The sequence below is a fragment of the Gammaproteobacteria bacterium genome, from assembly GCA_036381015.1.
Taxonomy (GTDB): Bacteria; Pseudomonadota; Gammaproteobacteria; order Steroidobacterales; family Rariloculaceae; genus ZC4RG20.
This window is the reverse complement of record DASVDR010000021.1, coordinates 44,935-66,764: the sequence shown is the minus strand read 5'-3', so window position 1 is coordinate 66,764 and position 21,830 is coordinate 44,935. Positions and strand designations below refer to the sequence as shown.

General features: G+C 69.5%; 26 protein-coding genes and 1 tRNA gene. 18 read left to right on the top strand and 9 right to left on the bottom strand.

The window, feature by feature from the left end:
- Positions 1-5 precede the first annotated feature (5 nt).
- Positions 6-473 carry a tRNA (cytidine(34)-2'-O)-methyltransferase gene (locus VF329_08140; GenBank protein ID HEX7080967.1) on the top strand — a complete coding sequence of 156 codons (468 nt, stop codon included), beginning with the start codon at positions 6-8 and terminating at the stop codon, positions 471-473.
- A 101-nt stretch (positions 474-574) separates the two neighbouring features.
- On the opposite strand, the gene VF329_08135 is transcribed toward VF329_08140, so the two are convergent.
- The 4 genes from VF329_08135 to VF329_08120 are packed head-to-tail and all read right to left on the bottom strand — an operon-like array spanning position 575 to position 2,898.
- Positions 575-1,591, bottom strand: coding sequence for an NAD(P)H-dependent glycerol-3-phosphate dehydrogenase (locus tag VF329_08135; protein HEX7080966.1), 1,017 nt, complete (start codon positions 1,589-1,591; stop codon positions 575-577).
- Complete coding sequence (gene secB / locus VF329_08130; protein ID HEX7080965.1) at positions 1,587-2,165, bottom strand: protein-export chaperone SecB; 579 nt, start codon at positions 2,163-2,165, stop codon at positions 1,587-1,589. Before secB ends, VF329_08135 begins: the two co-directional genes overlap by 5 nt.
- A gap of 14 nt (positions 2,166-2,179) precedes the next feature.
- The gene (grxC, locus tag VF329_08125; protein HEX7080964.1) at positions 2,180-2,482 is read right to left on the bottom strand and encodes a glutaredoxin 3; all 303 of its coding nucleotides are present in this window, start codon (positions 2,480-2,482) and stop codon (positions 2,180-2,182) included.
- The gene (locus tag VF329_08120; GenBank protein ID HEX7080963.1) at positions 2,479-2,898 is read right to left on the bottom strand and encodes a rhodanese-like domain-containing protein; all 420 of its coding nucleotides are present in this window, start codon (positions 2,896-2,898) and stop codon (positions 2,479-2,481) included. Before VF329_08120 ends, grxC begins: the two co-directional genes overlap by 4 nt.
- Before the next feature lie 162 nt (positions 2,899-3,060).
- Between VF329_08120 and VF329_08115 the strand changes: the two genes are divergently transcribed.
- The 13 genes from VF329_08115 to VF329_08055 all read left to right on the top strand — a co-directional run bounded on the left by VF329_08115 (position 3,061) and on the right by VF329_08055 (position 12,758).
- Complete coding sequence (locus VF329_08115) at positions 3,061-4,200, top strand: peptidoglycan DD-metalloendopeptidase family protein (protein HEX7080962.1); 1,140 nt, start codon at positions 3,061-3,063, stop codon at positions 4,198-4,200.
- A 147-nt stretch (positions 4,201-4,347) separates the two neighbouring features.
- Positions 4,348-5,580, top strand: a complete 1,233-nt coding sequence (locus VF329_08110; protein ID HEX7080961.1) for a S41 family peptidase — start codon at positions 4,348-4,350, stop codon at positions 5,578-5,580.
- A 158-nt stretch (positions 5,581-5,738) separates the two neighbouring features.
- On the top strand, positions 5,739-6,806 hold the full coding sequence (locus tag VF329_08105; GenBank protein ID HEX7080960.1) for a GGDEF domain-containing protein: 1,068 nt from the start codon (positions 5,739-5,741) through the stop codon (positions 6,804-6,806).
- A gap of 68 nt (positions 6,807-6,874) precedes the next feature.
- A complete protein-coding gene (locus VF329_08100) occupies positions 6,875-7,219 on the top strand; it encodes a DMT family protein (protein ID HEX7080959.1) in 345 nt (114 codons plus the stop codon).
- A 25-nt stretch (positions 7,220-7,244) separates the two neighbouring features.
- Positions 7,245-7,520, top strand: a complete 276-nt coding sequence (locus tag VF329_08095) for a TMEM165/GDT1 family protein (protein HEX7080958.1) — start codon at positions 7,245-7,247, stop codon at positions 7,518-7,520.
- A 90-nt stretch (positions 7,521-7,610) separates the two neighbouring features.
- Entirely contained in the window at positions 7,611-7,826 is a 216-nt protein-coding gene (locus VF329_08090; GenBank protein ID HEX7080957.1) for a hypothetical protein, read from the top strand.
- A gap of 43 nt (positions 7,827-7,869) precedes the next feature.
- Entirely contained in the window at positions 7,870-8,226 is a 357-nt protein-coding gene (locus tag VF329_08085; protein ID HEX7080956.1) for a hypothetical protein, read from the top strand.
- Positions 8,227-8,288: 62 nt separating this feature from the next.
- Complete coding sequence (locus VF329_08080) at positions 8,289-8,693, top strand: GFA family protein (GenBank protein HEX7080955.1); 405 nt, start codon at positions 8,289-8,291, stop codon at positions 8,691-8,693.
- Entirely contained in the window at positions 8,683-9,147 is a 465-nt protein-coding gene (locus VF329_08075) for a DUF6174 domain-containing protein (protein ID HEX7080954.1), read from the top strand. Before VF329_08080 ends, VF329_08075 begins: the two co-directional genes overlap by 11 nt.
- A gap of 82 nt (positions 9,148-9,229) precedes the next feature.
- A complete protein-coding gene (locus VF329_08070) occupies positions 9,230-9,694 on the top strand; it encodes a hypothetical protein (protein ID HEX7080953.1) in 465 nt (154 codons plus the stop codon).
- A 176-nt stretch (positions 9,695-9,870) separates the two neighbouring features.
- Positions 9,871-10,122, top strand: a complete 252-nt coding sequence (locus VF329_08065) for an RNA-binding protein (protein HEX7080952.1) — start codon at positions 9,871-9,873, stop codon at positions 10,120-10,122.
- 280 nt (positions 10,123-10,402) lie between these two features.
- Entirely contained in the window at positions 10,403-10,672 is a 270-nt protein-coding gene (locus VF329_08060) for a hypothetical protein (protein ID HEX7080951.1), read from the top strand.
- A 43-nt stretch (positions 10,673-10,715) separates the two neighbouring features.
- A complete protein-coding gene (locus tag VF329_08055; GenBank protein HEX7080950.1) occupies positions 10,716-12,758 on the top strand; it encodes a pyrroloquinoline quinone-dependent dehydrogenase in 2,043 nt (680 codons plus the stop codon).
- A gap of 50 nt (positions 12,759-12,808) precedes the next feature.
- On the opposite strand, the gene VF329_08050 is transcribed toward VF329_08055, so the two are convergent.
- A complete protein-coding gene (locus tag VF329_08050; GenBank protein HEX7080949.1) occupies positions 12,809-13,219 on the bottom strand; it encodes a hypothetical protein in 411 nt (136 codons plus the stop codon).
- Between the two features lie 202 nt (positions 13,220-13,421).
- Between VF329_08050 and VF329_08045 the strand changes: the two genes are divergently transcribed.
- Positions 13,422-13,497 (top strand) — tRNA-Arg (locus tag VF329_08045).
- 144 nt (positions 13,498-13,641) lie between these two features.
- On the opposite strand, the gene VF329_08040 is transcribed toward VF329_08045, so the two are convergent.
- Positions 13,642-14,067 carry a hypothetical protein gene (locus VF329_08040; GenBank protein ID HEX7080948.1) on the bottom strand — a complete coding sequence of 142 codons (426 nt, stop codon included), beginning with the start codon at positions 14,065-14,067 and terminating at the stop codon, positions 13,642-13,644.
- A 29-nt stretch (positions 14,068-14,096) separates the two neighbouring features.
- Complete coding sequence (locus tag VF329_08035; GenBank protein ID HEX7080947.1) at positions 14,097-14,642, bottom strand: hypothetical protein; 546 nt, start codon at positions 14,640-14,642, stop codon at positions 14,097-14,099.
- A gap of 512 nt (positions 14,643-15,154) precedes the next feature.
- On the opposite strand from VF329_08035, the gene VF329_08030 reads away from it, so the two are divergent.
- Together VF329_08030 and VF329_08025 are read left to right on the top strand one after the other, a co-directional pair.
- Complete coding sequence (locus VF329_08030) at positions 15,155-15,544, top strand: response regulator (protein ID HEX7080946.1); 390 nt, start codon at positions 15,155-15,157, stop codon at positions 15,542-15,544.
- Between the two features lie 137 nt (positions 15,545-15,681).
- Entirely contained in the window at positions 15,682-19,173 is a 3,492-nt protein-coding gene (locus tag VF329_08025; GenBank protein HEX7080945.1) for a mechanosensitive ion channel domain-containing protein, read from the top strand.
- A gap of 85 nt (positions 19,174-19,258) precedes the next feature.
- Here the strand turns inward: VF329_08025 and VF329_08020 are convergent, their stop codons facing one another.
- Entirely contained in the window at positions 19,259-20,155 is an 897-nt protein-coding gene (locus VF329_08020) for a HAMP domain-containing sensor histidine kinase (protein HEX7080944.1), read from the bottom strand.
- Positions 20,156-20,541: 386 nt separating this feature from the next.
- Between VF329_08020 and VF329_08015 the strand changes: the two genes are divergently transcribed.
- Positions 20,542-21,273 carry a class I SAM-dependent methyltransferase gene (locus tag VF329_08015; protein HEX7080943.1) on the top strand — a complete coding sequence of 244 codons (732 nt, stop codon included), beginning with the start codon at positions 20,542-20,544 and terminating at the stop codon, positions 21,271-21,273.
- A gap of 13 nt (positions 21,274-21,286) precedes the next feature.
- Here the strand turns inward: VF329_08015 and VF329_08010 are convergent, their stop codons facing one another.
- A complete protein-coding gene (locus tag VF329_08010) occupies positions 21,287-21,829 on the bottom strand; it encodes a c-type cytochrome (protein HEX7080942.1) in 543 nt (180 codons plus the stop codon).
- Position 21,830: the final 1 nt, after the last annotated feature.

Genomic DNA, 21,830 nt, shown 5'->3' with positions numbered 1-21,830 from the left:
GCCGCGTGCTGCATCTGATTCTGTACCAGCCCGAAATCCCGCCGAATACCGGCAACGTGATCCGGCTCTGCGCGAACGTCGGCGCGATGCTGCACCTCGTGCATCCGCTCGGCTTCACGCTCGAGGAGCGGCGCCTTCGGCGCGCCGGGCTCGACTACCGGGAGCTCGCATCGGTCGCGGAGCATCCGACTCTCGACGCCTGCCTTGCCAGCGTGAACGCCGAGCGCGTCTTCGCATTGACGACCCGCGCGTCGCGCGCGCTCTCCGACGCGCGCTTTGCGGACGGCGACGCGTTCCTGCTCGGCCCGGAGACCCGGGGCTTGCCGCCCGACGTTCTCGAGCGGCTGCCCGAGTCTCGGCGGCTCCGGATTCCGCTCAGGCCCGGTAACCGCAGCCTCAACCTGTCGAACGCCGCGGCCGTCGCGCTTTACGAGGCCTGGCGGCAGCTCGGGTTCAACGGCGCGGCGCCGTAGCCGCACGGCCGGGCATCATCGCGGGAACGAGGAACGGCGCCGCGCTCGCGGAACGCCTGACTGTCAGGCCGGCTTCAGGCCACGCGCAACGTGCCGGACGCTCACGCCGGGTCCCGTTGCTCGGGGGCGAGAGGGCGGCGCATCAGCGCGGCAACGGCCGCGCGCGGGCCGATCCCGCGGTACAGGACGCCGTGGATCTGCTCGACGATCGGCATGTCCACGCCGAGGCGCGCGGCGACGAGGCGAGTCGAGCGCGCGCCGTAGTAGCCTTCGACGACCTGACCGATCTCGCGCAGCGCGTCCTGCACCGCGACGCCGCGCGCGAGGGCGAGGCCGAAGCGGCGGTTGCGCGACTGATCGTCCGTGCACGTCAGCACGAGGTCGCCGATTCCGGCGAGCCCCATGAAGGTGTCCATCCGGGCGCCGAGGGCGAGCCCCAGCCGGGTCATCTCCGCGAGCCCGCGGGTGACGAGCGCGATCCGCGTGTTCGCACCGAATCCCAGGCCGTCGGAGATGCCCGCTCCGATCGCGTACACGTTCTTCGTCGCCGCGCCGACCTCGACGCCGACGATGTCGGTCGAGGTGTAGGCCCGGAAGCTGTCGGTCGAGATGGAACGCGCGAGGTCCGCCGCGTACTCCTCGCGCTCGGACGCGATCGTCATCGCGCTCGGCAGCCCGGCGGCGACCTCGCGGGCGAAAGTGGGGCCGGAGAGCACGGCCGTCGGGATCTCGGGCGGCAGGAGCTCCGCCGCGATCCGATGCGGCAGCAGCCCCGTCTCGAGCTCGAAGCCTTTCGTGGCCCAGGCGAGCCGCCGCGGCGGGCGGGCGAGCGCACGCAACGCCTCGAGCGTGGCCCGAAACGCATGGCTCGGCACGACGATCAGCACGTCGTCGGCCGCGCCGACGGCGGCCGCGAAGTCCGCCGTGACCTCGAGGGCTTCCGGGAACGGCGCGTCGGGCAGATAGCGCGGGTTGCGGCGCTCGGCGCGCATCGTGCGGACCTGCTCGGCGTCGCGCGCCCACAGGACCGTCGGGCGGCCGGCCCGGGCGAGCTGAATCGCGAGCGCCGTGCCCCACGACCCGGCGCCGAGCACGGCGATCGGTCGAACGTCGCTAATGTGTCTCGCCCGCTTTCGGTTCCGCCGGCGATTCCCCGTCGGCGGCCTTCGAGTCCTGTTGCCCGCTCGGCGGCGTTTGCGTCTCGATCGTCGCCTGCTGCATCGTCGGCGGCTGCACGCCCTGCTGCTGCGCGCGCTGCTGCAGGGCTTGCGCGTACAGCGCGTCGAAATTGATCGGTTGGAGCAGCAGCTGCGGGAAGCCGCCCTTGACGACGACGTCGGAGATCGCCTCGCGCGCGTACGGGTACAGCGTGCTCGGGCAGTAGCTGCCCACGATCATCGCGCGCTCCTGATCGTTGTAGCCCTGGATCGTGAAGATGCCTGCCTGCGCGACCTCCACGAGGAAGAGCGTCGCATCCCGGTCCTTCGCTTCGACCGTCAGCGTCAGCGTGACTTCCTGCGTGTTGGGCGCGACCTCGCGCGCGCTCGAGCGCATGTTCAGCTGCGTCTGCGGGGTGACCGTGGTGTTGAAGACGCCGGGAGCCTTCGGCGATTCGAAGGACAGATCCTTCACGTAGATCTTCTGCAGAAGGAGCTGCTTGGGAGCGGTGCTTTGAGCCGGTTGTTCTGCCATGGTTCGTCGTTTCGTTATGGGTGATGGGAAGGTTCGTCCGGGGTCTCGGCCGCGCTTTTCAAGAGGGTGTCGAGCTCGCCGCGGGAGTCGAGCTTGCGCAGGTCGTCGAAACCGCCGACGTGAGTGGCGCCTATGAAAATCTGCGGGACGGTGCGCCGGCCGCTCCGCTCGATCATCTCGGTGCGCCGCCCGGGCTCGGCCAGCACGTCGATCTCGGTGAACTCGACCCCCTTGCCGCGGAGAAGCCGTTTCGCCGCCGCGCAATAGCCGCAGAACGGCGACGAGTAGACGACGATACGCTCTTTTCGCGGCGTCATTTGACGAGGGGCAGATTCTCGGCGCGCCAGCCGTTCAGGCCGCCTTTCAAGCTGAAGACCTTCTCGAAGCCGGCCTTGCGCAGCACGCCCGCGGCCCGGTTGGAGTTTATCCCGTTATCGCACACCGTGATCAAGACCTTGTTCTTCTGCTTCTTCAGCGAGCCGGGATCGGACGTCAACCGGGCGAGCTCGACGTTGCGCGCATTGACGATGTGGCCTTGCTGAAATTCCTCCGGCGAGCGGACGTCGATGACGATCGCTCCGCCGTTCATCAACCTGACCGCGTCCGCCGCCGAGACGTGGAACCGTGCCTGGGAGCGGATGCGCGTCTCGACGAACACGACGGCCGCGAACATCACGAGCAAGCCCCCGACGAGAAAAGGATGGTTCAGCACATGCTCGGCCAGCTGGCCCATGAAGCGCTCCACCGTCGAAAAAGGGGGAAGTATAGCTTGTCGCGTCCGCGCTTCCGGCGCGGCCGGAAGGAGCACGCGGAAAACCCCGGTCGTCCGCGGCCGAGCGGCCTGTATAGGTATTTCGGGTATCGCGCTACTAGACTTGCGACCCCGATGGGGACGATGGGGGGTTCCGGACGCATTGCCGCCGCGCTCGCGGCCGCGCTGATCGCGCTCGCGCCCGGGGGTGTCGCGGCGCAGGAAGACGCCGAGAGCTCGCTTCGCGCGGTACGCGAGCAGATCGCCGAGCTCGAGCGCCGTCTCGCGCGCGAGAGCCGGCTGCGCGACGACGCGAGCGCCGCGCTCGAGAGCGTCGAGCGGGAGGCGGCGGCCGCGCGCGCGGAGCTCGCACGCCTGGACGCTCGACTGAGCGACCAGAAGGCGCGGGCGGCGACGCTCGACGAGTCGAGCCGCACGGCCCGGTCGCGTCTTGCGGCCGAGCGCGCGGCCCTGGCCGATCAGCTTCGGCTCGCGTACGTGAACGGCCGCGAGGAGGCGCTGAAGCTGCTCCTGAGCCAGGAGTCGCCGGCGGCCTTCGGGCGGATGCTCGTCTATTACGACTACTTCAATCGCGCGCGGAGCCGCCGCATTCGCGCGGTGCTCGACGAGCTCGAGACCCTCGCGCGGCTCGAGGACGAGGCCGCCGCCGTGCAAGCGGACCTCGAAGCGACCGCCCGCGAGCGGGCCGCGGAGCTCGAGACGCTCGAGCGGGCGCGGCGCGAGCGGGAGGCGGTGCTCGCCGAGCTCGATGAGACGATCGAGGCCGGGGGCGGCGAGCTCGAGCGGCTCCGCGCCGAGGAGCAGCGGCTCGTGAAGCTCGTGACCGAGCTCGGCGAGCTGCTTGCCGCCTACCCGGCCGAATCCGAGGCGCCGTTCCCCGAGCTCCGGGGACGCCTCGCGTGGCCCGTGGTCGGCAAGATCGTGGCGGACTTCGATACGCCGCGCGGCGGCGGGTTGCGCTGGAACGGCGTGCTGTTCGCGGCGCCGCGCGGCGCGCCGGTCCGCGCGGTCTACCACGGCCGCGTCGCGTTCGCCGACTGGTTGCCCGGCCTCGGCCTGTTGATGATCGTCGACCACGGCGACGGGTACATGAGCTTGTACGCTCACAACGACGCCCTCCTGAAGGAGCCGGGCGACGTCGTTCGGCCGGGCGAGCCGATCGCCGAGGTCGGCGACACCGGGGGGCGCGCGGAGCCGTCGCTCTACTTCGAGATCCGTCACGCCGGCGAGCCCGTGGATCCGCACGCATGGATCGCGGACTGACTGGAGGGGCGCGGCTCCCGGCCGGCCCGCGCGGCCCTCGCGAGCTCCGCACGGGGCCATTCCAGATTTTGCTCTCGATATGCTAAGGTGCCTGTACCGGGGGGCGAGCCTTTTGCTATGCCGCTGAAAATTAGAAGTATTCTGGTTATGGCCACGGGTATCGTGCTCGGGCTCACGATGTCCCTCGGAGGCACCGTCCTCGCCGGCCGCGAGGTCCAGCACGACGTCGGCACGCACGCCGGGCTCTCGCCGGAAAACCTGAGGCTGTTGACCGAGGTCGTCGAGCGGGTCCGCGACGAGTACGTGAACCCGGTGGACGAGCGGCGCATCGTCGAGAACGCGATCCGCGGCATCCTCGGCGAGCTCGACAAGCATTCCCGGTACCTCGCCCCGGGCGACTACGAGGACGTCCGGATCAGCACCACCGGCAACTACTCGGGCGTCGGCATCGACGTCAACGTGGAGGAGGGCAAGGTCGTCGTCATCGCGCCGCTCGAAGGCTCGCCGGCGGCACGGGCCGGCATTCTGCCGGGGGACGTCGTGGTCGCCGTGGACGGCGTGCCGGTGGACCCGGAGAACCTCGAGGCCACGGTCGGGCGCATGCGCGGCGAGGCGGGGACGAGCGTCACGCTCGACGTCGCGCGGCACGGCGCCGCGGCGCCGCTCGAATTCACGCTGACGCGCGCCGACATCCACGTGAACACGGTCCGCAGCGAGCTGCTCGACGACGGCTTCGGCTATCTGCGCCTCACGTCGTTCTCGAACACGACCGCGAAGGACCTCGAGTCGGCTGCGATCGAGCTCCGCCGCGACGCGGGCGAGGAGCTCAAAGGGCTCGTCCTCGATCTGCGCAACAATCCCGGCGGCGTGCTCGAGGCGGCGATCGACGTCTCGGACTTGTTCCTCCGCCAGGGACTGATCGTGCGCGGCAACGGCCGCGCCCGGAAGGCCACCTTCGAGCGCTACGCCGACGAGGGCGACGTGCTCGAGAAGGTGCCGTTGGTCGTGCTCGTGAACGGCGGCTCGGCGTCCGCCTCCGAGATCGTCGCCGGCGCGCTGAAGGACCACGGGCGCGCCCGCCTCGTCGGCACGCGCACGTACGGCAAGGGCTCGGTGCAGACGGTGATGCCGCTCGGCCAAGGCAGCGCGATCAAGCTGACCACGTCCCTGTACGTCACGCCGTCGGGCCACTCGATCAACGGCATCGGCATCGAGCCCGACGTGACCGTCGAGAACGACGACCCGAAGCGGCGCTACCGCGGGCCGGACGGGACCACGACGATGCTCGAGGACCGGCAGCTGCGCGAAGCGCTGCGGCTGATCGGGTTCACTGGCCTCGACATTCCCGCGCAGCCGGTCACGGCGAGCCGGGCGGACTGATCGCGGGCACGCGGGCTCCGGCGCGTGTCGCGCCCGATGCTCATCGGAACGAGCGGCTCGAGTCCGGTCGGCCCGCGCAGACGACGCGGATTCCGCGATGATTCTCGTGCCGGCTTTGGACGCCCCGGGCCGGCCGCCGGGTCGGTAATGCCGGCGCGATGAACCAGAACCCGATCGACCATAGTCTCGAGATCGAGCAGGCGCAGCTGCGAGGCTTTGCGCGCAGCATCTCGGAAGTCGAGTGGCTGCTCCTGATCCTCGTGATCCTCTACCTGTTCGTGACCGGTCCGGAGCTTGCGCATGCTCCGGCCGTGATCGCGATCCTCGTCGGCTTCGCCGCGTTCGTGCTGGTGTTCCGCTACACGCGCGTTCTCTCGCGGCAGCCGCGCTTCAAGATCGCGGTCGAGATCCTCGCGATGCTCGCGTTCACCACCGGCGTGCTCGGCTTCGCCGGCGGCGTCGACAGCCCGCTGGTGAACCTGTATCTGCTGCCGATCATCACGGCGGCTCTCGCGCTCGACAAGCGCGCCGCATCTCTCGTCATGGTGCTCGTGTGCCTGTGCTACGCGCTCCTCGCCACGCTGGAAGCGGGCTTCGACGCGATCGACGCGCGCATGGCCGCGGAAGCGGTCGGTGTGCTCGCGCCGTTCGTGCTCGTCACGTTCTCGACGACGCTGCTCGCGGAGAACATCCACGCGTCGAAGGCGCGCATTCGCGCCCTGTCCGATCGCGACGAGCTCACCGGCCTCTACAACCTGCGCGCTTTCATGAGGCTCGCGGATCGCGAGCACACGCGTGCGAGCCGGACGGGACGGCCCTACTCCGTGCTGCTGATCGACATGGACCGGCTGAAGTCGATCAACGACACGTTCGGCCACGAGGCGGGGAACCGTGCGGTGAAGCTCGTTGCGGACGCGCTGCAGCGCCTCACGCGCTCGAGCGACATCGTCGCCCGTTACGGCGGCGACGAGTTCGTCGTGCTGCTCGCCGACGTCGACAGAGCGGTGGCGGAGGAAGTGGCGCAGCGCATCCGCAACGTCGTGTTCTCCACGACCCTCGAGGTCGAGGTGAAGATGGTGCGCGTGAAGGTCGCCGTCGGCGCCGGGACTTTTCCCGAGGACGGCAATGGTCTGCAACAGATCATCAGCGCCGCGGACCGTGCGATGTACAAGGACAAGCATCATCGCGAGCCGCCGAAAGGCAGGCTCGTCATCAAGAGGCGCTGAAAGCGTTCGAAGACGGGCGCGGCGGCCGCCGGCCCGCGCAAAATCCAATCCGAAGCGAGTCGCTCCCGATGCACAACGTGGTGTTGACGGTTCTCCTCCTGTCGGTCAGCAACGTGTTCATGACGTTCGCATGGTATGCCCATCTGAAGGAGCTCGGCGGCCGGCCGTGGTTCGTGGCCGCGATCGCGAGCTGGGGCATCGCATTCTTCGAGTACCTGCTGCAGGTACCGGGCAACCGGATCGGATACGCGGTGCTGTCGGTCGGGCAGCTCAAGGTGCTGCAAGAGGTCATCACGCTCGCGGTGTTCGTGCCGTTCGCGTTTCTCTACTTGAAGGAGCCGTTGAAGCTCGACTACCTGTGGGCCGCGTTGTGTCTCGTCGGTGCCGTATACTTCGTGTTCCGTGCGCACTGACGAACGGCCGCAAGCGATGGAGACCATGTCGATCAAGCTTTTCCTCACCGTCTTTGCGACGGTCTTTCTCGCCGAGCTCGGCGACAAGACGCAGCTCGCGACGATGCTTTTCGCGAGCCGCGAGGCCGTCAGTCCCTGGCTGGTTTTTCTCGGCGCTTCGGCGGCGCTCGTCGTCTGCTCCGCGCTCGGCGTCGCCGCGGGCTCGCTCGTGGCGCAGTACGTGAGCCCGAAGTACCTGTCCTACGCCGCCGGCGTCGGCTTCATCGCGGTGGGTATCTGGACCGTCTGGGCCGCCCCATAGCGCCGGCGGTCGGCCGCGCGCGTATGATGGACCCAAGCCCACCTCGAAAGGGGTTCTCGTCATGCCCCGCCGATTCACCGGGGCGCTCCCGTGAGCGCCGGGCCCAGCCGCCCGCCGAGCCGGTTTCCGTTCTGGGGAGTGCTGGCCGTACCCGGCGGCCTCGTGTTCGGCACGCTGTCCGGCATCTTCGGGGGCGCGCTGTTCGGCATTCCGGGCATCGGCGCCGCGATCGGCGCCGGCCTCGGGATCGGCGTCGGTCTCACGCTGCTCGCGGCGGCGATCGTCATCGCGTCGGCCCGACTCTGAACGGCTGGCCGGCGCGCCGCGGGCGCGTCGCCCGCGGGCCGAGGTGAAGGCGCTCGATTACACGGGGCGGGGGCTCGGCGCGCTCGCCGGCGCGGCCGTCAGCGTTCTCTGGGTGCTCGCGCTCTGGATGCCGTCGCCGGGCGTGGCGCTCACCGGCATCAATTTCGTCGTCTCGCTGCTGATGGCGCTGCTCGGGCTGTTCGCCGTGATCGCGGCCGTGCGCGGTCACGGCACGGTCCTCCTCTTCCTCTTCGCCGCGTCGTTCTTTCCGGTCGGCTTCGCGCTCGTCGGCGCGGACCACTGGCTGGGGTGGGCGGGCCGTTTGAACGTCTGCTACCTTGTGGCCGGGCTGCTGATCCGGCTCGGGCGCCGCCGTCAACCGGGCGCCGTATCCTCTTGACGGCGACAGGCTGCCAAGGCCGGCGAAGGGCGACGCAAAGCAGACCTCGGGAGACGACGGCGATGACGATGCATCAAGGCGGCTGCCATTGCGGGCGGGTCGCATTCACGGTCGAGGGGCCGGACGAGCTCGAGGTCTCGGAATGCAACTGCTCGATTTGCCGGATGTCGGGCCATCTGCACTACATCGTGCCGAAGAGCCGCTTCGAGCTGCTGCGCGGACGCGAGCACCTCACGAGCTATCGCTTCAACACGGGCGTCGCCGAGCATCTGTTTTGCCGTGTGTGCGGCGTCAAGTCCTTCTACGTGCCGCGCTCGCACCCCGAGGGCGTGAGCGTGAACGCGCGGTGCATCTCGCCCGAGACCGTGAAGGCGGTGCGCATCGTCCGGCACTTCGACGGCGCGAATTGGGAACAGCACGCTCACGAGCTGCCGCCGCTCGAGGAAGGAGGAAGTCATGCGCGCTAGGCTCCGCTCCGCGCTCGCCGCGATCCTGTCGTTAGCCGTCGCGGCGCCCGCGATCGGGGCCGGAGCCGACGAGCTGGCCGAGTACCGGAGCCTGTGGGAGGCCGCGGCCGTCGGCGCCTACGAATACGGCTACGACAAATACTGCGAGTGCCATCCGGAATCGCCGCCCGAGACGCTGGTGACGGTTCGCGGCAACGAGGTCGTCCGCGTGCGGCACGAAGTCGTCGGTGCGGACGGTTTCGTCGACGCCGCTCCGGAGAGCTTGCGCTGGTACTGGACGATCGAAGGGCTGTTCGATCTCGTGGAGGCGGCCGGCGCGTGGGCGGCCGTGGTCCGCGTGGATTACGACGCCGAGCTCGGTTACCCGACGCGGGTGTACGTCGACTACGACCCGAATCTGATCGGCGACGAGCTCGACGTGCGTCTGACGCGCTTCACGCCCCTTCCCGAGTGACGCGCCGGGCGCCGCGCATCCACCGCCCGTCCGTGCTCCCGCGTCCCGCATTCGGGGGCGTCCAACGTGTCCAACGTGCCGCATGAACCGCTCTTCCGCATCCTCGCTTCGCTTCGGCGCGCTCGCGGCGGTCGCGCTCGCGTGGGCCGCGTCGCTCGCGCTGCCCGCGATCGAGGTTCGGGGCGGCCCGACGCTCGACGGGCTCGACGTGCTCGTGCGCGGGTGGCAAGCCCTGCCTCGCGGCATGCCTGCGTGGCTCGCGAACCCCCTGTTCGCGGCGGCCCTCGCCGCCGCCGCGCTTCGCCGCGCTCGCGTTGCGGCCGGCGCGTCCGCGGCCGCGCTGCTCTTCGCGCTCTCGACCTTCGCGACCGACGTGCTGCTGCGCGGCGGTCAGCAGGCCCCCGACTTTATGTTGCGCGCCGGGTTCTATCTGTGGCTCGCCGCGGTGGCGGTCCTGTGCGTCTGTGCATGGCTCGACGCGCTCGGCTGCACCAGGCCGGAAGCGCGACGCCGAATTTCGACGACCTCGAGAATGTCCCGGGATTGACGCTCTCGATGGCTCGCCGTAGAGTCGGTGTCACGCCCTTGTGGCGTAGGTTTCGGTCGATCGAGGTTGGACGAAAGCGCTAGGACCTTTTGCTCTAAGGATCTACCGATCTAGCGCTTGATCTTGCGCCGTTGGTTGAGTGGCTAGCTGTGCGAAACGGCGCGAGAGTCGGTCTTATGAATATTTACGTCGGCAATCTTTCCTACGGCATGAGCGAGAGCGAGCTTCGCGATGCGTTCGCCGCATACGGCGAAGTCTCCTCCGTGAAGATCCTCATGGATCGCGAGACGGGCCGCTCGCGCGGCTTCGGCTTCGTCGAGATGCCGAATCAGAAAGAGGCGGAAGCGGCAGTCGCCCAGTTGAACGGCAAGGATGTCGGCGGTCGCGCGCTGCGCGTCAACGAGGCGCGGCCGCGCGAAAGGCACTAGGGGCTCGTCCGCGCGAAGGCGGGCCGGCCCGGATCGGTTTACGAGCACTTCGTCGGCCCGGCGCCCGGCCGGCCCCACCCCGCGCTAGCTCTTTGGCCGATGCGCTCGCCCGCGAGCCGCGGGCGCGCGCGATCGGCCGGCGTGCCCGATAGACGATCGGGGGCGCGAAGCATCGACGCGTCCCGCCGAACGGCGGCGGGACGAGGGGGCGGGCTTTTATGCGCCGCGAGGCTGGCGGCGCGCCCGCTATAATCGCTCGACGACGTCGCGCCGGGGAGCCATGGTTTATCTCAAATGGACTACGACCGAGCTCGCCACGCTCGAGATGTCGGCGCTCTACACCGAGGTCGACGAGGACGGATGGGTCCAACGCGAGGTCGGCGTCGACGACGAAGGGCTGGTCACGCATCAGCTCACTCCGACGAGGACGCATCCCGGATGGTTCGGCATCACGCGTCTCGCACCGCTCATGCTGAGCAGCAACGTCAGTCGGGCGGAGTTCGAGCGACTATGGGACGCCGGCCGTGAAGGCGGCGCCGGGCGTGATTGAGCACGGACGAACCGCCGGGGCCGCCGGGCGCGATGGAGACGCCGTGAGGGCTTGCGCATCCGCGGCGGCGTTAGCGCTCGCTCTTCTCGCGTCCGCGTGCGCTCCGGAGGCCGAGCCGCCGGCCGTCGAAGCCGAAGCCGCGGGGATCGCCGAGGCCGAAACTTCACCGGCCGCAGCGGCCGAAGTGCCGCGCGCGGAGGCCGCCGTCGACTCGGCCGGCTTCGCCGGCGCCGAATGGCGCGTCTACGGCGGCAACCTCGCATCGCAACGCTACTCGCCGCTCGATCTGATCCACCGGGGTAACGTCGGCGACTTGCGGGTCGCGTGGCGCTGGCACGCCGGCAACTTCGGCCCGCGGCCCGAGCAGCGCAACGAGGCGACGCCGCTGATGATCGGCGGCGTGCTCTACACGACCGCGGGCATCACGCGCAACGTCGTCGCGATCGATGCCGCCACCGGCGAGACGCTGTGGCTCTGGCGCCCGAACGACGGCGAGCGCTTCGAGACGGCTCCGCGCAAGACCTCCGGGCGAGGCCTCGCCTACTGGACGGACGGGCGCGGCAACGAGCGATTGATCGTCGTCACGCCGGGCTTCTACCTCGTCGCGCTCGATCCCGATACCGGCCGGCCGGTCCCGGGCTTCGGCGAGAACGGCGTGGTCGACCTCATGGTCGGCGTGCGCGGCGAGCTCGACGAGCACTCGAGCATCGGCAACAGCTCGCCGGCCCTCGTCGTCGGCGACGTCGTCATCGTCGGTCCCGCGCACGCGGTCGCGATGCGCCCGCCGTCGAAGTCGAATTTGAAGGGCGACGTGCGCGGCTACGACGTGCGCACGGGCAAGCATTTGTGGACGTTCCACACGATTCCCGCGCCCGGGGAGCCGGGCTTCGAGACGTGGCTCGAGGGCTCCGCCGAGTACACCGGCAATGCCGGCGTCTGGGCGTCGATGTCGGCCGACACCGAGCTCGGTCTCGTGTACCTGCCGGTCGAGGCGCCGCTGAGCGACCGCTATGGCGGCGAGCGCCCCGGCGACAATCTCTACGGCAACAGCCTCGTCTGCCTCGACGCGCGGACCGGCGAGGTCGTGTGGCACTACCAGCTGATCCACCACGACATCTGGGACTGGGACAATCCGACCGCCCCGATCTTGATGGACCTCACCGTGGACGGGCGCGAGATCAAGGCCGTCGCGCAGATCACGAAGCAGGCGTTCGTGTACACGTTCGATCGCGTGACCGGCGAGCCCGTATGGCCGATCGAGGAACGGCCGGTGCCGCAATCGGACGTGCCGGGCGAGCGGACATCGCCGACGCAGCCCTTCCCGACGAAGCCGCCGCCGTTCGACCGACAAGGCTTCACCGAGGACGACCTCATCGACTTCACGCCCGAGCTTCGCGCCGAGGCGCTCGACGGCATCCGGATCTTTCGCACCGGTCCGATCTTCACGCCGCCGTCGCTCTCGAACGCGGCGGACGGCACGCAGGGGACGCTGACCTTGCCGAGCGCGACCGGCGGTGCGAACTGGGAAGGCGGCGCGTTCGACCCGGAGACGAACGTGCTCTACGTCGGCTCCTATACCGTGCCGAGCGTGATGGCGCTCGTCGCGGAGCCCGACGTCTCCGACGTGCGTTACATCACCGGCGGGGCCGGCGAGCTGCCGTGGCTCGACGGCCTGCCGATCGTGAAGCCGCCTTGGGGACGGATCACGGCGATCGACATGAACGCGGGCGAGCACCTCTTCGTGATTTCGAACGGCCCCACGCCGCCCGAGATCGCGAATCACCCGGCGCTTGCGGGGCTCGATCTCCCGCCGACCGGCCGGGCCACGCGGGCCGTGACCCTCGTGACGAAGACGCTGCTCTTCACGGCGGAAGGCTGGGGCGGCAGCCCCGTGCTCCGCGCGCACGACAAGGCGACCGGCGAGGTGCTCGCGGAGATCGAGCTGCCGGGCGCGGTCGGCGGCCTGCCGATGACCTACGCGATCGACGGGCGTCAGTTCATCGTGATGTCCGTCGACGGCGAGCGCGGGGCGGAGCTGGTCGCGCTCGCGTTGCCCGAGGAAAGCGGGCCGCGGACCGGGGAGTAGAGCAGCAGCCGCGCTCGGTTGCCTTCCCGGCGTTCGCGGCCGGCGGTGCCTCAGCGGCCGGGAAACTTGCCCTTGATCTTGATCCGCGACGTATCGTACGGATCGTAGCCGTTCTCCTTCGACGCCCGGCGCCGGTCGCGCCCCGTCGCGCCCGGCTCGTCCGCGACCGTAAGCGCGGTGTTGTCGAGGGCCTTCAGGTAGTCGAAGGTATCTTCCGTGCGCTCGTCGCCGGTCGACTCCTCGAGCTCGGTGATCCATGTCCACCGCGGCTGCCCCAGATCGTCGACGCCGATCGTGCCCATCGGGTTGTCCCGGGCGGAGACGACGAAGCGGATCCGCTCGTCCGCCTGCGGGTCGCCGGTCGGCTTCGCGCCGGCCGGGTCGTCGTCGCCGGGGGCCGGAGGCCTGGGCGTCCGCTTCATGTCGTCGGTCGGGCTCAGCTCGTTGCCTCGCGTGCGCATCGCGCCGTGAAAGGCACTTTATGAGAACGGAAGGCTGCGGAAAGTGACGCAGATCACGGTCCGCCCGGCGGCCGGAAGCGGCGGCGAGATCACATAAGGCGCCGCGACGCACGGCCGCAAATGCGCGCCGGGGCGCCGCCGCCAGCGGCGCCGTGCTCGACGCCGTGCCCGAGTTCGGTTAGCGTTTGCGGTTCTGATCGGCGCGCCTGTAGCTCAGTGGATAGAGCACTGCCCTCCGGAGGCAGGGGTCGGGGGTTCGAATCCCTCAGGGCGCGCCATTCTGCTTGGTGTCCGTTCCGAAGACATGGTTTACGGTTCATTCCGGAGACATGGTTTACACCTGCTCCGGGCGAAGGGGTTGGGGCCGGGTTCGATGCGCCCCTCGTCCTTGTCGAAGAAGCCTAACTCATAGTCTTATTGGATCAGCGGTGAATGGCTGCCTCGACGCCGGAGTCGGTACACGCTCCGAAGACGTTCACGGACAGTCCATCTCGTGATACGGCCACGGTGACGAGGCCCGTTGCTTCGTCGACGACGAAGCTGAAGGCGCGGCCTGCCTCGATCCCCTGCAAGTAGATCAGTCCGCCTTCTCTCCGATAGCTCGCGATCGGCGTCGACCGCTGTTCGTTGCTCGCTCGCGTCGTCGAGATCGTCTTCCGCTGCGTGTCGACGACGACGAACTGCGGCACGTCGGCCTCCCAGGGCTCCGCCTCGTAGCATTCGCCGGTCTCGACGCACAGCATGATGCGGGAGACGGAACACAACAGCCGGTCGGCTTCGGAAACGTCGTCACCCCACGCGCCTATCGGGACGAGCAACCCGATCCAACTCAGTGCAGACTTGTTCATTCAGATTCTCCGTACGGCGTGAGGCGTCCTCAGTACTTCACCAAGTAGTCTTTCGCCTCGAGACAGACGCTGAACGCCTTCTTGAAGTTGTCTATTTGCTCGGCTGTCGCCGTCTCGCGCTGCACGGCTCGCCCGGCGGCCGCGTCGGTCGCCTGCGCTTGTGCTTCCTTGGCCTTCCGCCGGCTGGCGATGGCGCCGAGAGCGGCGCCCCACGCCGCGCCCTCACCGGCGTCGTCATTCGCGATCTCGCCGATCAGCGCACCGGCCGCCGCGCCGCCGGCCGCACCCGCTGCGCCCGCTCCACGGCCTACCTGCTGCGCCTGCTGAAGCTCGGCCTGCGCCTGCTGCTCGTCGACGCCCTGCTGCTTCGCGAGGTCGAACGGATCGCCTCCTGTGTTGGCCACGGCCCATTGATAGCAATCAGATTCATCCATGGACTGTCTGCCGCTGTCCTGACCTTCGCTCGGGAACACGTAGACCTCGATCGCGGCCGCCAACGATTGCCCTTGCGCAAATGCGTAGACCGGCGCCAGAGACGCCAGCACGAATATCGTTCCGAGCATGCTGCTTTTCATGACTGGATCCCCGGGAACGGACTACAACACCTCTCCCGTCCGCGGTAACGCGGTTTCGGGCCGGCCACCGCGCAGGCCGCGATGAAACGGCGCCGTTTCCGTTTCCCTCAGGCGGCCGCCGGAGCCATCAACGCTCAAGCGTAGTCACGGTCGCGCGGTCCGAACATCGGCAATAGGTCCGATAGCGAGGCGGCTTTGCTCCAATGCACGCCCCAAGGTCGCCGACACGACAGCTGCTCCTCACGAAACGGGAATCACCACTTCTGCGGTATGGCCGATGCGGGCACGGCATCCCTGCGCACGTGCTCTAGCTTCTCGAGCTCTCTTTCACTACCACGAGCGGTTTCACGACCACGGCCGGTGAGCTCGGCTTGCGCGTCACGATCGCAACGTCGATGGTCGAGTATCGACGAAAGCCTTTGTGTCTCCACTCTGCGACAAATCACGAACTTTGGAACTAACTTCGTTTCTCATCCGTCTCTCCGTCTAGAGCGATGTTTTTCGGGGACCGCATGGAACGCCGACGAATCCTCATCGTCGACGACAGGGAAGACAACGCGAACGCGCTCGGCTCGCTTTTGAGACTCCACGGCTACGAAGTCTTCATCGAGACCGATCCGCTTGTCGCCCTGTCTGTCGCCGCCGAGAAGCGGCCGGACGCCGTTCTGCTCGATCTGGGCTTGCCGCGGCTGTCCGGCTACGACGTTTGCCGCTGCATCCGGGCGGAGCCCTGGGGCAAGGAGATGCTCATCATCGCGATCACCGGATGGACTCGCGAAAGCGACCGCGCCGAGGCGCGCGCTGCGGGTTTCGATCACTACCTCGTGAAGCCCGCCGAGCTCGAGACCGTCGAGACGCTGCTGAAGGGCGAGGACCGAAGAGCACCCCGACCGCCGAAGTGACGCGTGCCGACCGCGAACCGGCGGCGCGCGTCGCCGAAGCGCGTCACTCGCACAACTTCTGCCGCGATGGTCCATAATGGCGCGGTTTCCCGCGCTCCGTCCGTCTCGACAACGACACTATCGCGCCGTAGCCGATCATGCCGACTGTTGCCCGCCTCGCGGCACGGGGCGCCGCCCTGCTGCTCGCGTCGCTCGCCGCGAGCGCTCCGGCCCCCGCGCAGGAGACGGCCCCGCCGCCTGCCGAGCCGGCCGAGCCCGTCGAGCGTCGCGAGCCGCCGGTCATGGCCGAGGAAGTCGAGCAGCTTCGGGACGACCTGGAGGCCGGCCAGGAGCGGATCGCGCCGATGCTCGAGGCCGTCGACCCGAGCGAGGCGCAGGCGTGGCTCGATGCGAGCCCGCTCGAGCGGCTTCGTGAACGGCTCGCCGACCCTGCCCTCACGGACGAGGCGCGCGCGCTGTGGCAGGAGGCGCTAGACCGCGAGCAGGCGGCGGCCGAGCGCGTTCGGGCGGCCGTGAATTCCGCGACGCTCGTCGCGTCCGGAGACCAGCGGCTGCAGGAAGCGGAGCGCCAGGTGCAGGCGATCGGGGAATCGCTCGCGCGCGGCGACGCGGCCGACGCGGAACGTCCGCTGAGCGGCATCGAGCAGGAGATCGCATCGCTCCAGAGCCGGGAGGCGCAGATCGGGCTCGGCCTCGACCAGAGGCGCGAGACGCTCGCGCGCCTCGAGGAGCAGCTGCGCCGCCAGGCCGAGACGCTGGAGCAGCTCCGCCGCGTGCGCGAGCAGGAGCTCGCGGCCGCCGACGCCGAGGAGGTCGACGACCCGGCGCTCGCCGAAGCGCAGCAGGCGGCGCGCGCGGCGCTCGACCGCAGCACCGACGCACGCATCGTTGCCGCGCAGCTCGACTCGCGCACGACTCCGCCGCGCATCGAGCTTTTGCGGCTCGAAATCCGCGCGGACGAGCTCCAGGCACGATGGATCGAGGAGCGATTGCAGTCGCTCGAGGCGGAGTTCGACCGCCGGTCGACGGCCGAGCTCCGCGTGCTGAGCGCGGATCTTCAGACCTTGATCGAGGGCGATCCGGGCATCACGCAGCGGCTCGGCGGACCGATCACCGCGCTGCGGGCGCAAATCGATCGCATCGGCAGCACGCAGAACCGCATCCGCGCGTTGCAGGAGGATCGCGAGGACTATCGGCAGATCGAGAACGACCTCACTCAAACGCTCGCGAACGTGCGCGAGCGCCTGGCCGTCGGCGGGTTGACCGAGAGCCTCGGCGGACTCTTCCTCGAGGAGCAGCGGCGGCTGGGCGCGTTCAGCGACCTGCGCTTCACGCTCGGCGCGATCGAGCGCGAGCTCGCGCAGTCGCGGCTGCGGGCGATCTCGTTGCGCGAAAGCCAGCGCGAGAATCGAAGCGCGTCCGCCGGCGGCGGCACGGTCGACGCGGGTGCCGCGGAGCTCCGTCGGATTCGCGAGCAGGTGACCGGCGCGCTGCTCGAGGGCGAGGAGAGCCTAGCCGAGCAGCTTCAGCAGAACGAAGCGCGGTTGCGTGCCGTGGTCGCGCTCGTCGACGAGCTCGACCTCCTGTTGAGAGAGACGCTGCTTTGGTGGCCGAGCCATGAGCCGATCAGCGCCGAGTGGCTGATGCGCGTGCCGGCGGCCGTGATGGCGCTCCTCGAGCCCGAGTCGTGGCAGGCCACCGGGTCGGCCGTCAGGCGCGTCACGCTCGGCAGCCCCGGCATCAGCTTTCTCACGCTGCTCGTCGTCGGATTCGTGTATCGCAGCGGCCGCCGTACCGGGCGCCGGCTGTGGGAGCTCGCCGAGAAGACGCGCCACCGCTTCACCGACAACATCGGCCTGACGTTCAAGGCCATGGGCTGGAGCCTGCTGCGCATTCTGCCCGTGCCGATGCTGCTCGCCGTGCTCGCCTATCGTCTCCGCCAGCTTCCGGAGACCGCTCCGGGCGTCGAGATCCTGTCCGCGGTGCTGTTCAGCGCCGCGGTCTGGTGGCTTGCCGGGCACCTGCTGGTGCTGTTCATCAGCCGCAACGGCGTCGGCACGGTTCATTTCGAATGGAATCCGTCGTCTGTGCTGCGATTACGGCGCGACCTGCCGTGGTATCTGCCGGTCCAGTTCGTCCTGATCATCTGCCTCGCGCTCGCCTTCGGGCACCCGAACGACGTCGTGTTCGACGTCCTCGGCCGCGCTGCGCTCGTCGTCGCGGCCTCGCTCACCGGGCTGCTCGCCTGGCGTCTGCTCGCGCCCCGCGCCGAACCCGAGCACGCCGCGGAGCAAGACGGGCCGGCGCATGCGATGCCCGACCGCAGACGCCGCTTGATCCGGCTGGCGGCTGTCGGCTACGCCGGCGCGCTCGTGATCCTCGCCGCCGCGGGCTACCTCCTGACCGTCAGCGAGCTGCTGAGGCGCACGATCGATACCGCGGTCGTCGCCGGCGGCGTCTGGCTCCTCTATCGGCTCGCGTTGCGTGCGCTGATGTTGAGCGAGCTGCGCGTCAGGATCCGCCGCATGCACGAGCAGCGCGAGAAGGCCGCGGCGCTCGAGAGCACGGCCGCGCTCGGCGACGGCGCGGTCGAGGTGCCGGAGCCGCATCTCAGCATGGAGGACATCAACCAGCAAACGCGGACCCTCGTCCGCGTGACGGCCGGCGGGCTGATGGTGATCGGTCTGTTCTGGGTATGGGCCGACGTGCTCCCCGCGCTGAGCTGGCTCGACCGCGTGACGCTTTGGTCGCGGACGGTGACCGTCGCGGGCGCCGAGATCGAGAGCAGCGTCAGCCTCCAGGATCTGCTGCTCGCCGTCTTTCTCGCCGTGCTCTTCACAATGGCCGCGCGCAATCTGCCGGGCCTCGTCGAAATCCTATTGACGCGCGCGACCCGGATGGACGGCGCGGGGCGCTATACCGTCGCCACGCTGCTTCGCTATGCGATCACCGTCGTCGCGGTCGTGACCGCGTTCTCTCTGCTCGGCCTCCGCTGGAGCGAGCTTCAGTGGATGGTCGCGGCGCTGACGCTCGGCCTCGGCTTCGGGCTCCAGGAGGTGGTCGCGAACTTCGTCTCCGGCCTCATCATGCTGTTCGAGCGGCCGGTGCGCGTCGGCGACACGATCACGATCGGCGAGTACAGCGGCACGGTCGCGCGAATCCGCACCCGCGCGACGACGATCATCGACTGGGACAACCGCGAGATCGTCGTGCCGAACAAGACGTTCATCACCGAGCGCCTGATCAACTGGACGCTTTCCGACACGATGACGCGGATCGTTCTGCCCGTCGTCGTGCGTTACGAGACCGACCCCGAGCTGGTCATGCGCACGCTCTCGGAGATCGCGGCGAGCCATCCCTTCGTGCTCGCCGATCCCGCGCCCACCGTGCTGTTCACGAAGTTCGGAGAGCGCGGGCTCGAGTTCGAGCTGCGGGTCTACGTGAATCAGCTGCGCGAGCGCATGGACACGCTGAGCGATCTCCACCGCACGATCCTCGCGGTTTTCAGGGAACGCGGCATCGAGATCGCGGTGCCGCAGATGGACCTCCACGTCCGCGAGGTGCCGCCGGGCGCGGTCGACGGCGCGCGCCCGGCGGCGCCCGCTACGAGCTCTCCGCTGTCCGCTTAGCCGGGCGACGCCGCCGGGCGCGACGTCGCCCAAAGCGTGCGGCGCGGCACGCCATGGCGTGCCGGCGCTCGCGGCGGATGGAGGGTCACGTCTCGCGCGCGAGCGGCAGGCGCACCACGAACTCGCTCCCGCGTCCGATCCCTTCGCTCTTCGCGGTGACCGTGCCGCCGTGCAGCTCCGCGAGCCGTCTGACGAGCGGCAGACCGAGGCCCATGCCGCCGTCGATCGTCGCGCCGGCCTGAATGAAGCGGTCGAAGAGCCGCGGCAGAGTGGCCGCGTCGATGCCGATGCCGTCGTCGGCCACCGTGATCACGGCGTCGTCGCCGCTGCGCTCGACGCGTACCTCGATGCGGCCGCCGGGCGGCGTGAACTTCGCGGCGTTCGTCAGCAGATTGATCAGAATCTGCGCGAGGCGGACGTCGTCGCCGTCGACCCACAACGCGCTCTCCGGCCGCGTGTGGACGAGCAAGTGACGGCGCGCGTTCATCGACGGCGCGCACGTCTCGAGCGCGCGGTCCACGACGTCGCGCAAGTCCACTCTCGAGCGCTCGACGACGATCTCCCCGGCCAAGATGCTCGGCACGTCCCGGAGATCGTCGACGAGCCGCGTCAGATGCGCGAGCTGCCGGCGGATCCGGGCCTCGACCTCGCGCAGCTTCGCGGCATCCGGCGGCAGCAGCAGGGCGAGCAGCTCCGTCGATGCGTGGAGCGACGCGAGCGGGCCTCTGAGCTCATGAGCCAACGTCGCGAGAAACTCGTCGAGGCGCGCTTCCGCTGCCGCTTCGCTCGGCCCGGCCTGAACGCTGTCGGCCCGGCTTCCCGGCGATCCTTCGCGGGCGAGCCGCCTTGCGTTCCGGCCGGCGAACGTCCGTGCGACAGCCGCGAGGCTCGCATCGGCGTCCGCGAGGCGAGCGCCAGACACCGTGCGCCTCCAGGGCTGCAAAGCCTTCGAGCCGACGTCGCGATGTCTTTCCGTGTTCATGACGTGTCCGTTCCCTCCTCGAGAGCTGTGCGCAACGCGCGCAAGAGCGGAAGCCGATGCGCACGACGGCTCGCGGGCCGTCGGCCGCTTCCGCGTTGGAGTCGATGGATGAGACCCCGGTGTGGCGAGCGCGAAGACTCGCGCGCCACCCGGGGCTAGACGCGTGCGAGCAGCCTGCCCGTATGTCGTGTCAAGCGAAGGTGAGACGCGTACCGAAACATGCCGGGGATGCTGGCCGAAGGGTTCTCGGTTGTCAAACCCGCCCGCGGGGGCCGCGGCTCGGCCGAGCGAAGCCGCAGGTATAGAATCCGCGCATGCGCTCGTTCCCGACCCGCGTGCCGCAAGGGTGCGCGAAAGCGGTCTGGAATTTCGAAGGGGCTGCACCGATGGCCGACGTCCGGACTCACTACGACCGCCTCTTGGGCCCCGTCTACACCTGGATGGCGGGCGGCATCGAAAGCGCGCTCCGCCGCGGGGCGGACGAGCTCGACGCGCTCGGAGCGGCGCCGACCGTGACCGGCGCGCTCGCGGTGGATCTCGGCGCGGGTTTCGGGATGCACGCGATCCCGCTGGCCGAGCGCGGCTTCGAGGTGCTCGCGATCGACGCGTGCGCCGGCCTCCTCGACGAGCTCCGCGGTCGCGCAGGAGCGCTCCCGATCCGCACCGTCGAGGACGATCTGCTGTCGTTCGAGAAGCACTTGGCCCGAGCACCCGAGATCGTGCTCTGCATGGGCGACACGCTCACGCATCTTGCCGACGAGCCGTCCGTGGAGCGCCTCGTCGCCGGCGTCGCCTCGGTGCTCGCGCCGGGCGGGCGTTTCGTCGCGACCTTGCGCGATTACTCGTCGCCGCCGACCGGAGAGCGCCGCTTCATTCCGGTGCGCAGCGACGACCGGCGCATTCTTACCTGCTTCCTCGAGCCCGGCGCCACGCACGTGATCGTGCACGACATCCTGCACGAGCGGGTCAATGGGGAGTGGACGATGCGCGTCAGCAGCTACCCGAAGCTGCGCCTCGCGCCCGCCCGGCTCGCGAGCGTGCTCGAAGCGCGCGGCCTTCGCGTCGACGCGCGCACGATGCCGTCGGGGATGATTCGAGTGACCGCCGTCCGGGCCTGACGGCGCATCGCCTCTATTGCGCGGCCGGCGCGGCCTCGCCCCCTTGGGCCTGCTCGACCATGTACTCGACCGCGGCCCGGATCTCGTCGTCCGACAGATCGAGCCGCCCGCCCTTCGCGGGCATGAATCCGCTCTCGCCCTGGAAGCCGTTCAACGCATGGTCGACGAGGACGTCCATGCCCTTCGCGATCCGGTCCGCCCACGCCTCCATGTCGCCGACGACCGGGGCGCCGGCATTGCCGGGCGGCGCGTGGCAGAGGTAGCAGGCCTCGTTGAAGACCTGCGGGCCGGAAAGCGGCATGTCGACCGGGGCCGGCGCCGCGGCCGCCGCCTGGCGCGCCGCCTCGAGCTCCTCGTCGCCGATCAGCACGACCTCGCCGACCGGCTCGATGCGCGCGAGAATCTCGGCCTGCACTCGCGGGTCCTCGATGACGAATTGGCCCTGCGTGTCGATCGCGATCGCGCGCGCCAGGAAGAACAGCCCGACGGCCACGCCCATCAGGATCCCGATCACGAGCATGAAGCTGTCGAAGAATTGCTGGTCCTGGTCCCGCAAA

What these genes read in the sequence shown, in the direction of transcription:
- VF329_08015 (HEX7080943.1), top strand. Translation starts at nt 20,542, where the DNA reads ATGGCCGACGTCCGGACTCACTACGACCGCCTCTTGGGCCCCGTCTAC.
- VF329_08060 (HEX7080951.1), top strand. Translation starts at nt 10,403, where the DNA reads ATGGTTTATCTCAAATGGACTACGACCGAGCTCGCCACGCTCGAGATG.
- VF329_08075 (HEX7080954.1), top strand. Translation starts at nt 8,683, where the DNA reads ATGCGCGCTAGGCTCCGCTCCGCGCTCGCCGCGATCCTGTCGTTAGCC.
- VF329_08025 (HEX7080945.1), top strand. Translation starts at nt 15,682, where the DNA reads ATGCCGACTGTTGCCCGCCTCGCGGCACGGGGCGCCGCCCTGCTGCTC.
- VF329_08040 (HEX7080948.1), bottom strand. Translation starts at nt 14,067, where the DNA reads ATGAACAAGTCTGCACTGAGTTGGATCGGGTTGCTCGTCCCGATAGGC.
- VF329_08115 (HEX7080962.1), top strand. Translation starts at nt 3,061, where the DNA reads ATGGGGGGTTCCGGACGCATTGCCGCCGCGCTCGCGGCCGCGCTGATC.
- VF329_08030 (HEX7080946.1), top strand. Translation starts at nt 15,155, where the DNA reads ATGGAACGCCGACGAATCCTCATCGTCGACGACAGGGAAGACAACGCG.
- VF329_08095 (HEX7080958.1), top strand. Translation starts at nt 7,245, where the DNA reads ATGTCGATCAAGCTTTTCCTCACCGTCTTTGCGACGGTCTTTCTCGCC.
- VF329_08100 (HEX7080959.1), top strand. Translation starts at nt 6,875, where the DNA reads ATGCACAACGTGGTGTTGACGGTTCTCCTCCTGTCGGTCAGCAACGTG.
- VF329_08020 (HEX7080944.1), bottom strand. Translation starts at nt 20,155, where the DNA reads ATGAACACGGAAAGACATCGCGACGTCGGCTCGAAGGCTTTGCAGCCC.
- VF329_08080 (HEX7080955.1), top strand. Translation starts at nt 8,289, where the DNA reads ATGACGATGCATCAAGGCGGCTGCCATTGCGGGCGGGTCGCATTCACG.
- VF329_08070 (HEX7080953.1), top strand. Translation starts at nt 9,230, where the DNA reads ATGAACCGCTCTTCCGCATCCTCGCTTCGCTTCGGCGCGCTCGCGGCG.
- VF329_08065 (HEX7080952.1), top strand. Translation starts at nt 9,871, where the DNA reads ATGAATATTTACGTCGGCAATCTTTCCTACGGCATGAGCGAGAGCGAG.
- VF329_08120 (HEX7080963.1), bottom strand. Translation starts at nt 2,898, where the DNA reads ATGGGCCAGCTGGCCGAGCATGTGCTGAACCATCCTTTTCTCGTCGGG.
- VF329_08105 (HEX7080960.1), top strand. Translation starts at nt 5,739, where the DNA reads ATGAACCAGAACCCGATCGACCATAGTCTCGAGATCGAGCAGGCGCAG.
- secB (HEX7080965.1), bottom strand. Translation starts at nt 2,165, where the DNA reads ATGGCAGAACAACCGGCTCAAAGCACCGCTCCCAAGCAGCTCCTTCTG.
- VF329_08050 (HEX7080949.1), bottom strand. Translation starts at nt 13,219, where the DNA reads ATGCGCACGCGAGGCAACGAGCTGAGCCCGACCGACGACATGAAGCGG.
- VF329_08035 (HEX7080947.1), bottom strand. Translation starts at nt 14,642, where the DNA reads ATGAAAAGCAGCATGCTCGGAACGATATTCGTGCTGGCGTCTCTGGCG.
- grxC (HEX7080964.1), bottom strand. Translation starts at nt 2,482, where the DNA reads ATGACGCCGCGAAAAGAGCGTATCGTCGTCTACTCGTCGCCGTTCTGC.
- VF329_08110 (HEX7080961.1), top strand. Translation starts at nt 4,348, where the DNA reads ATGGCCACGGGTATCGTGCTCGGGCTCACGATGTCCCTCGGAGGCACC.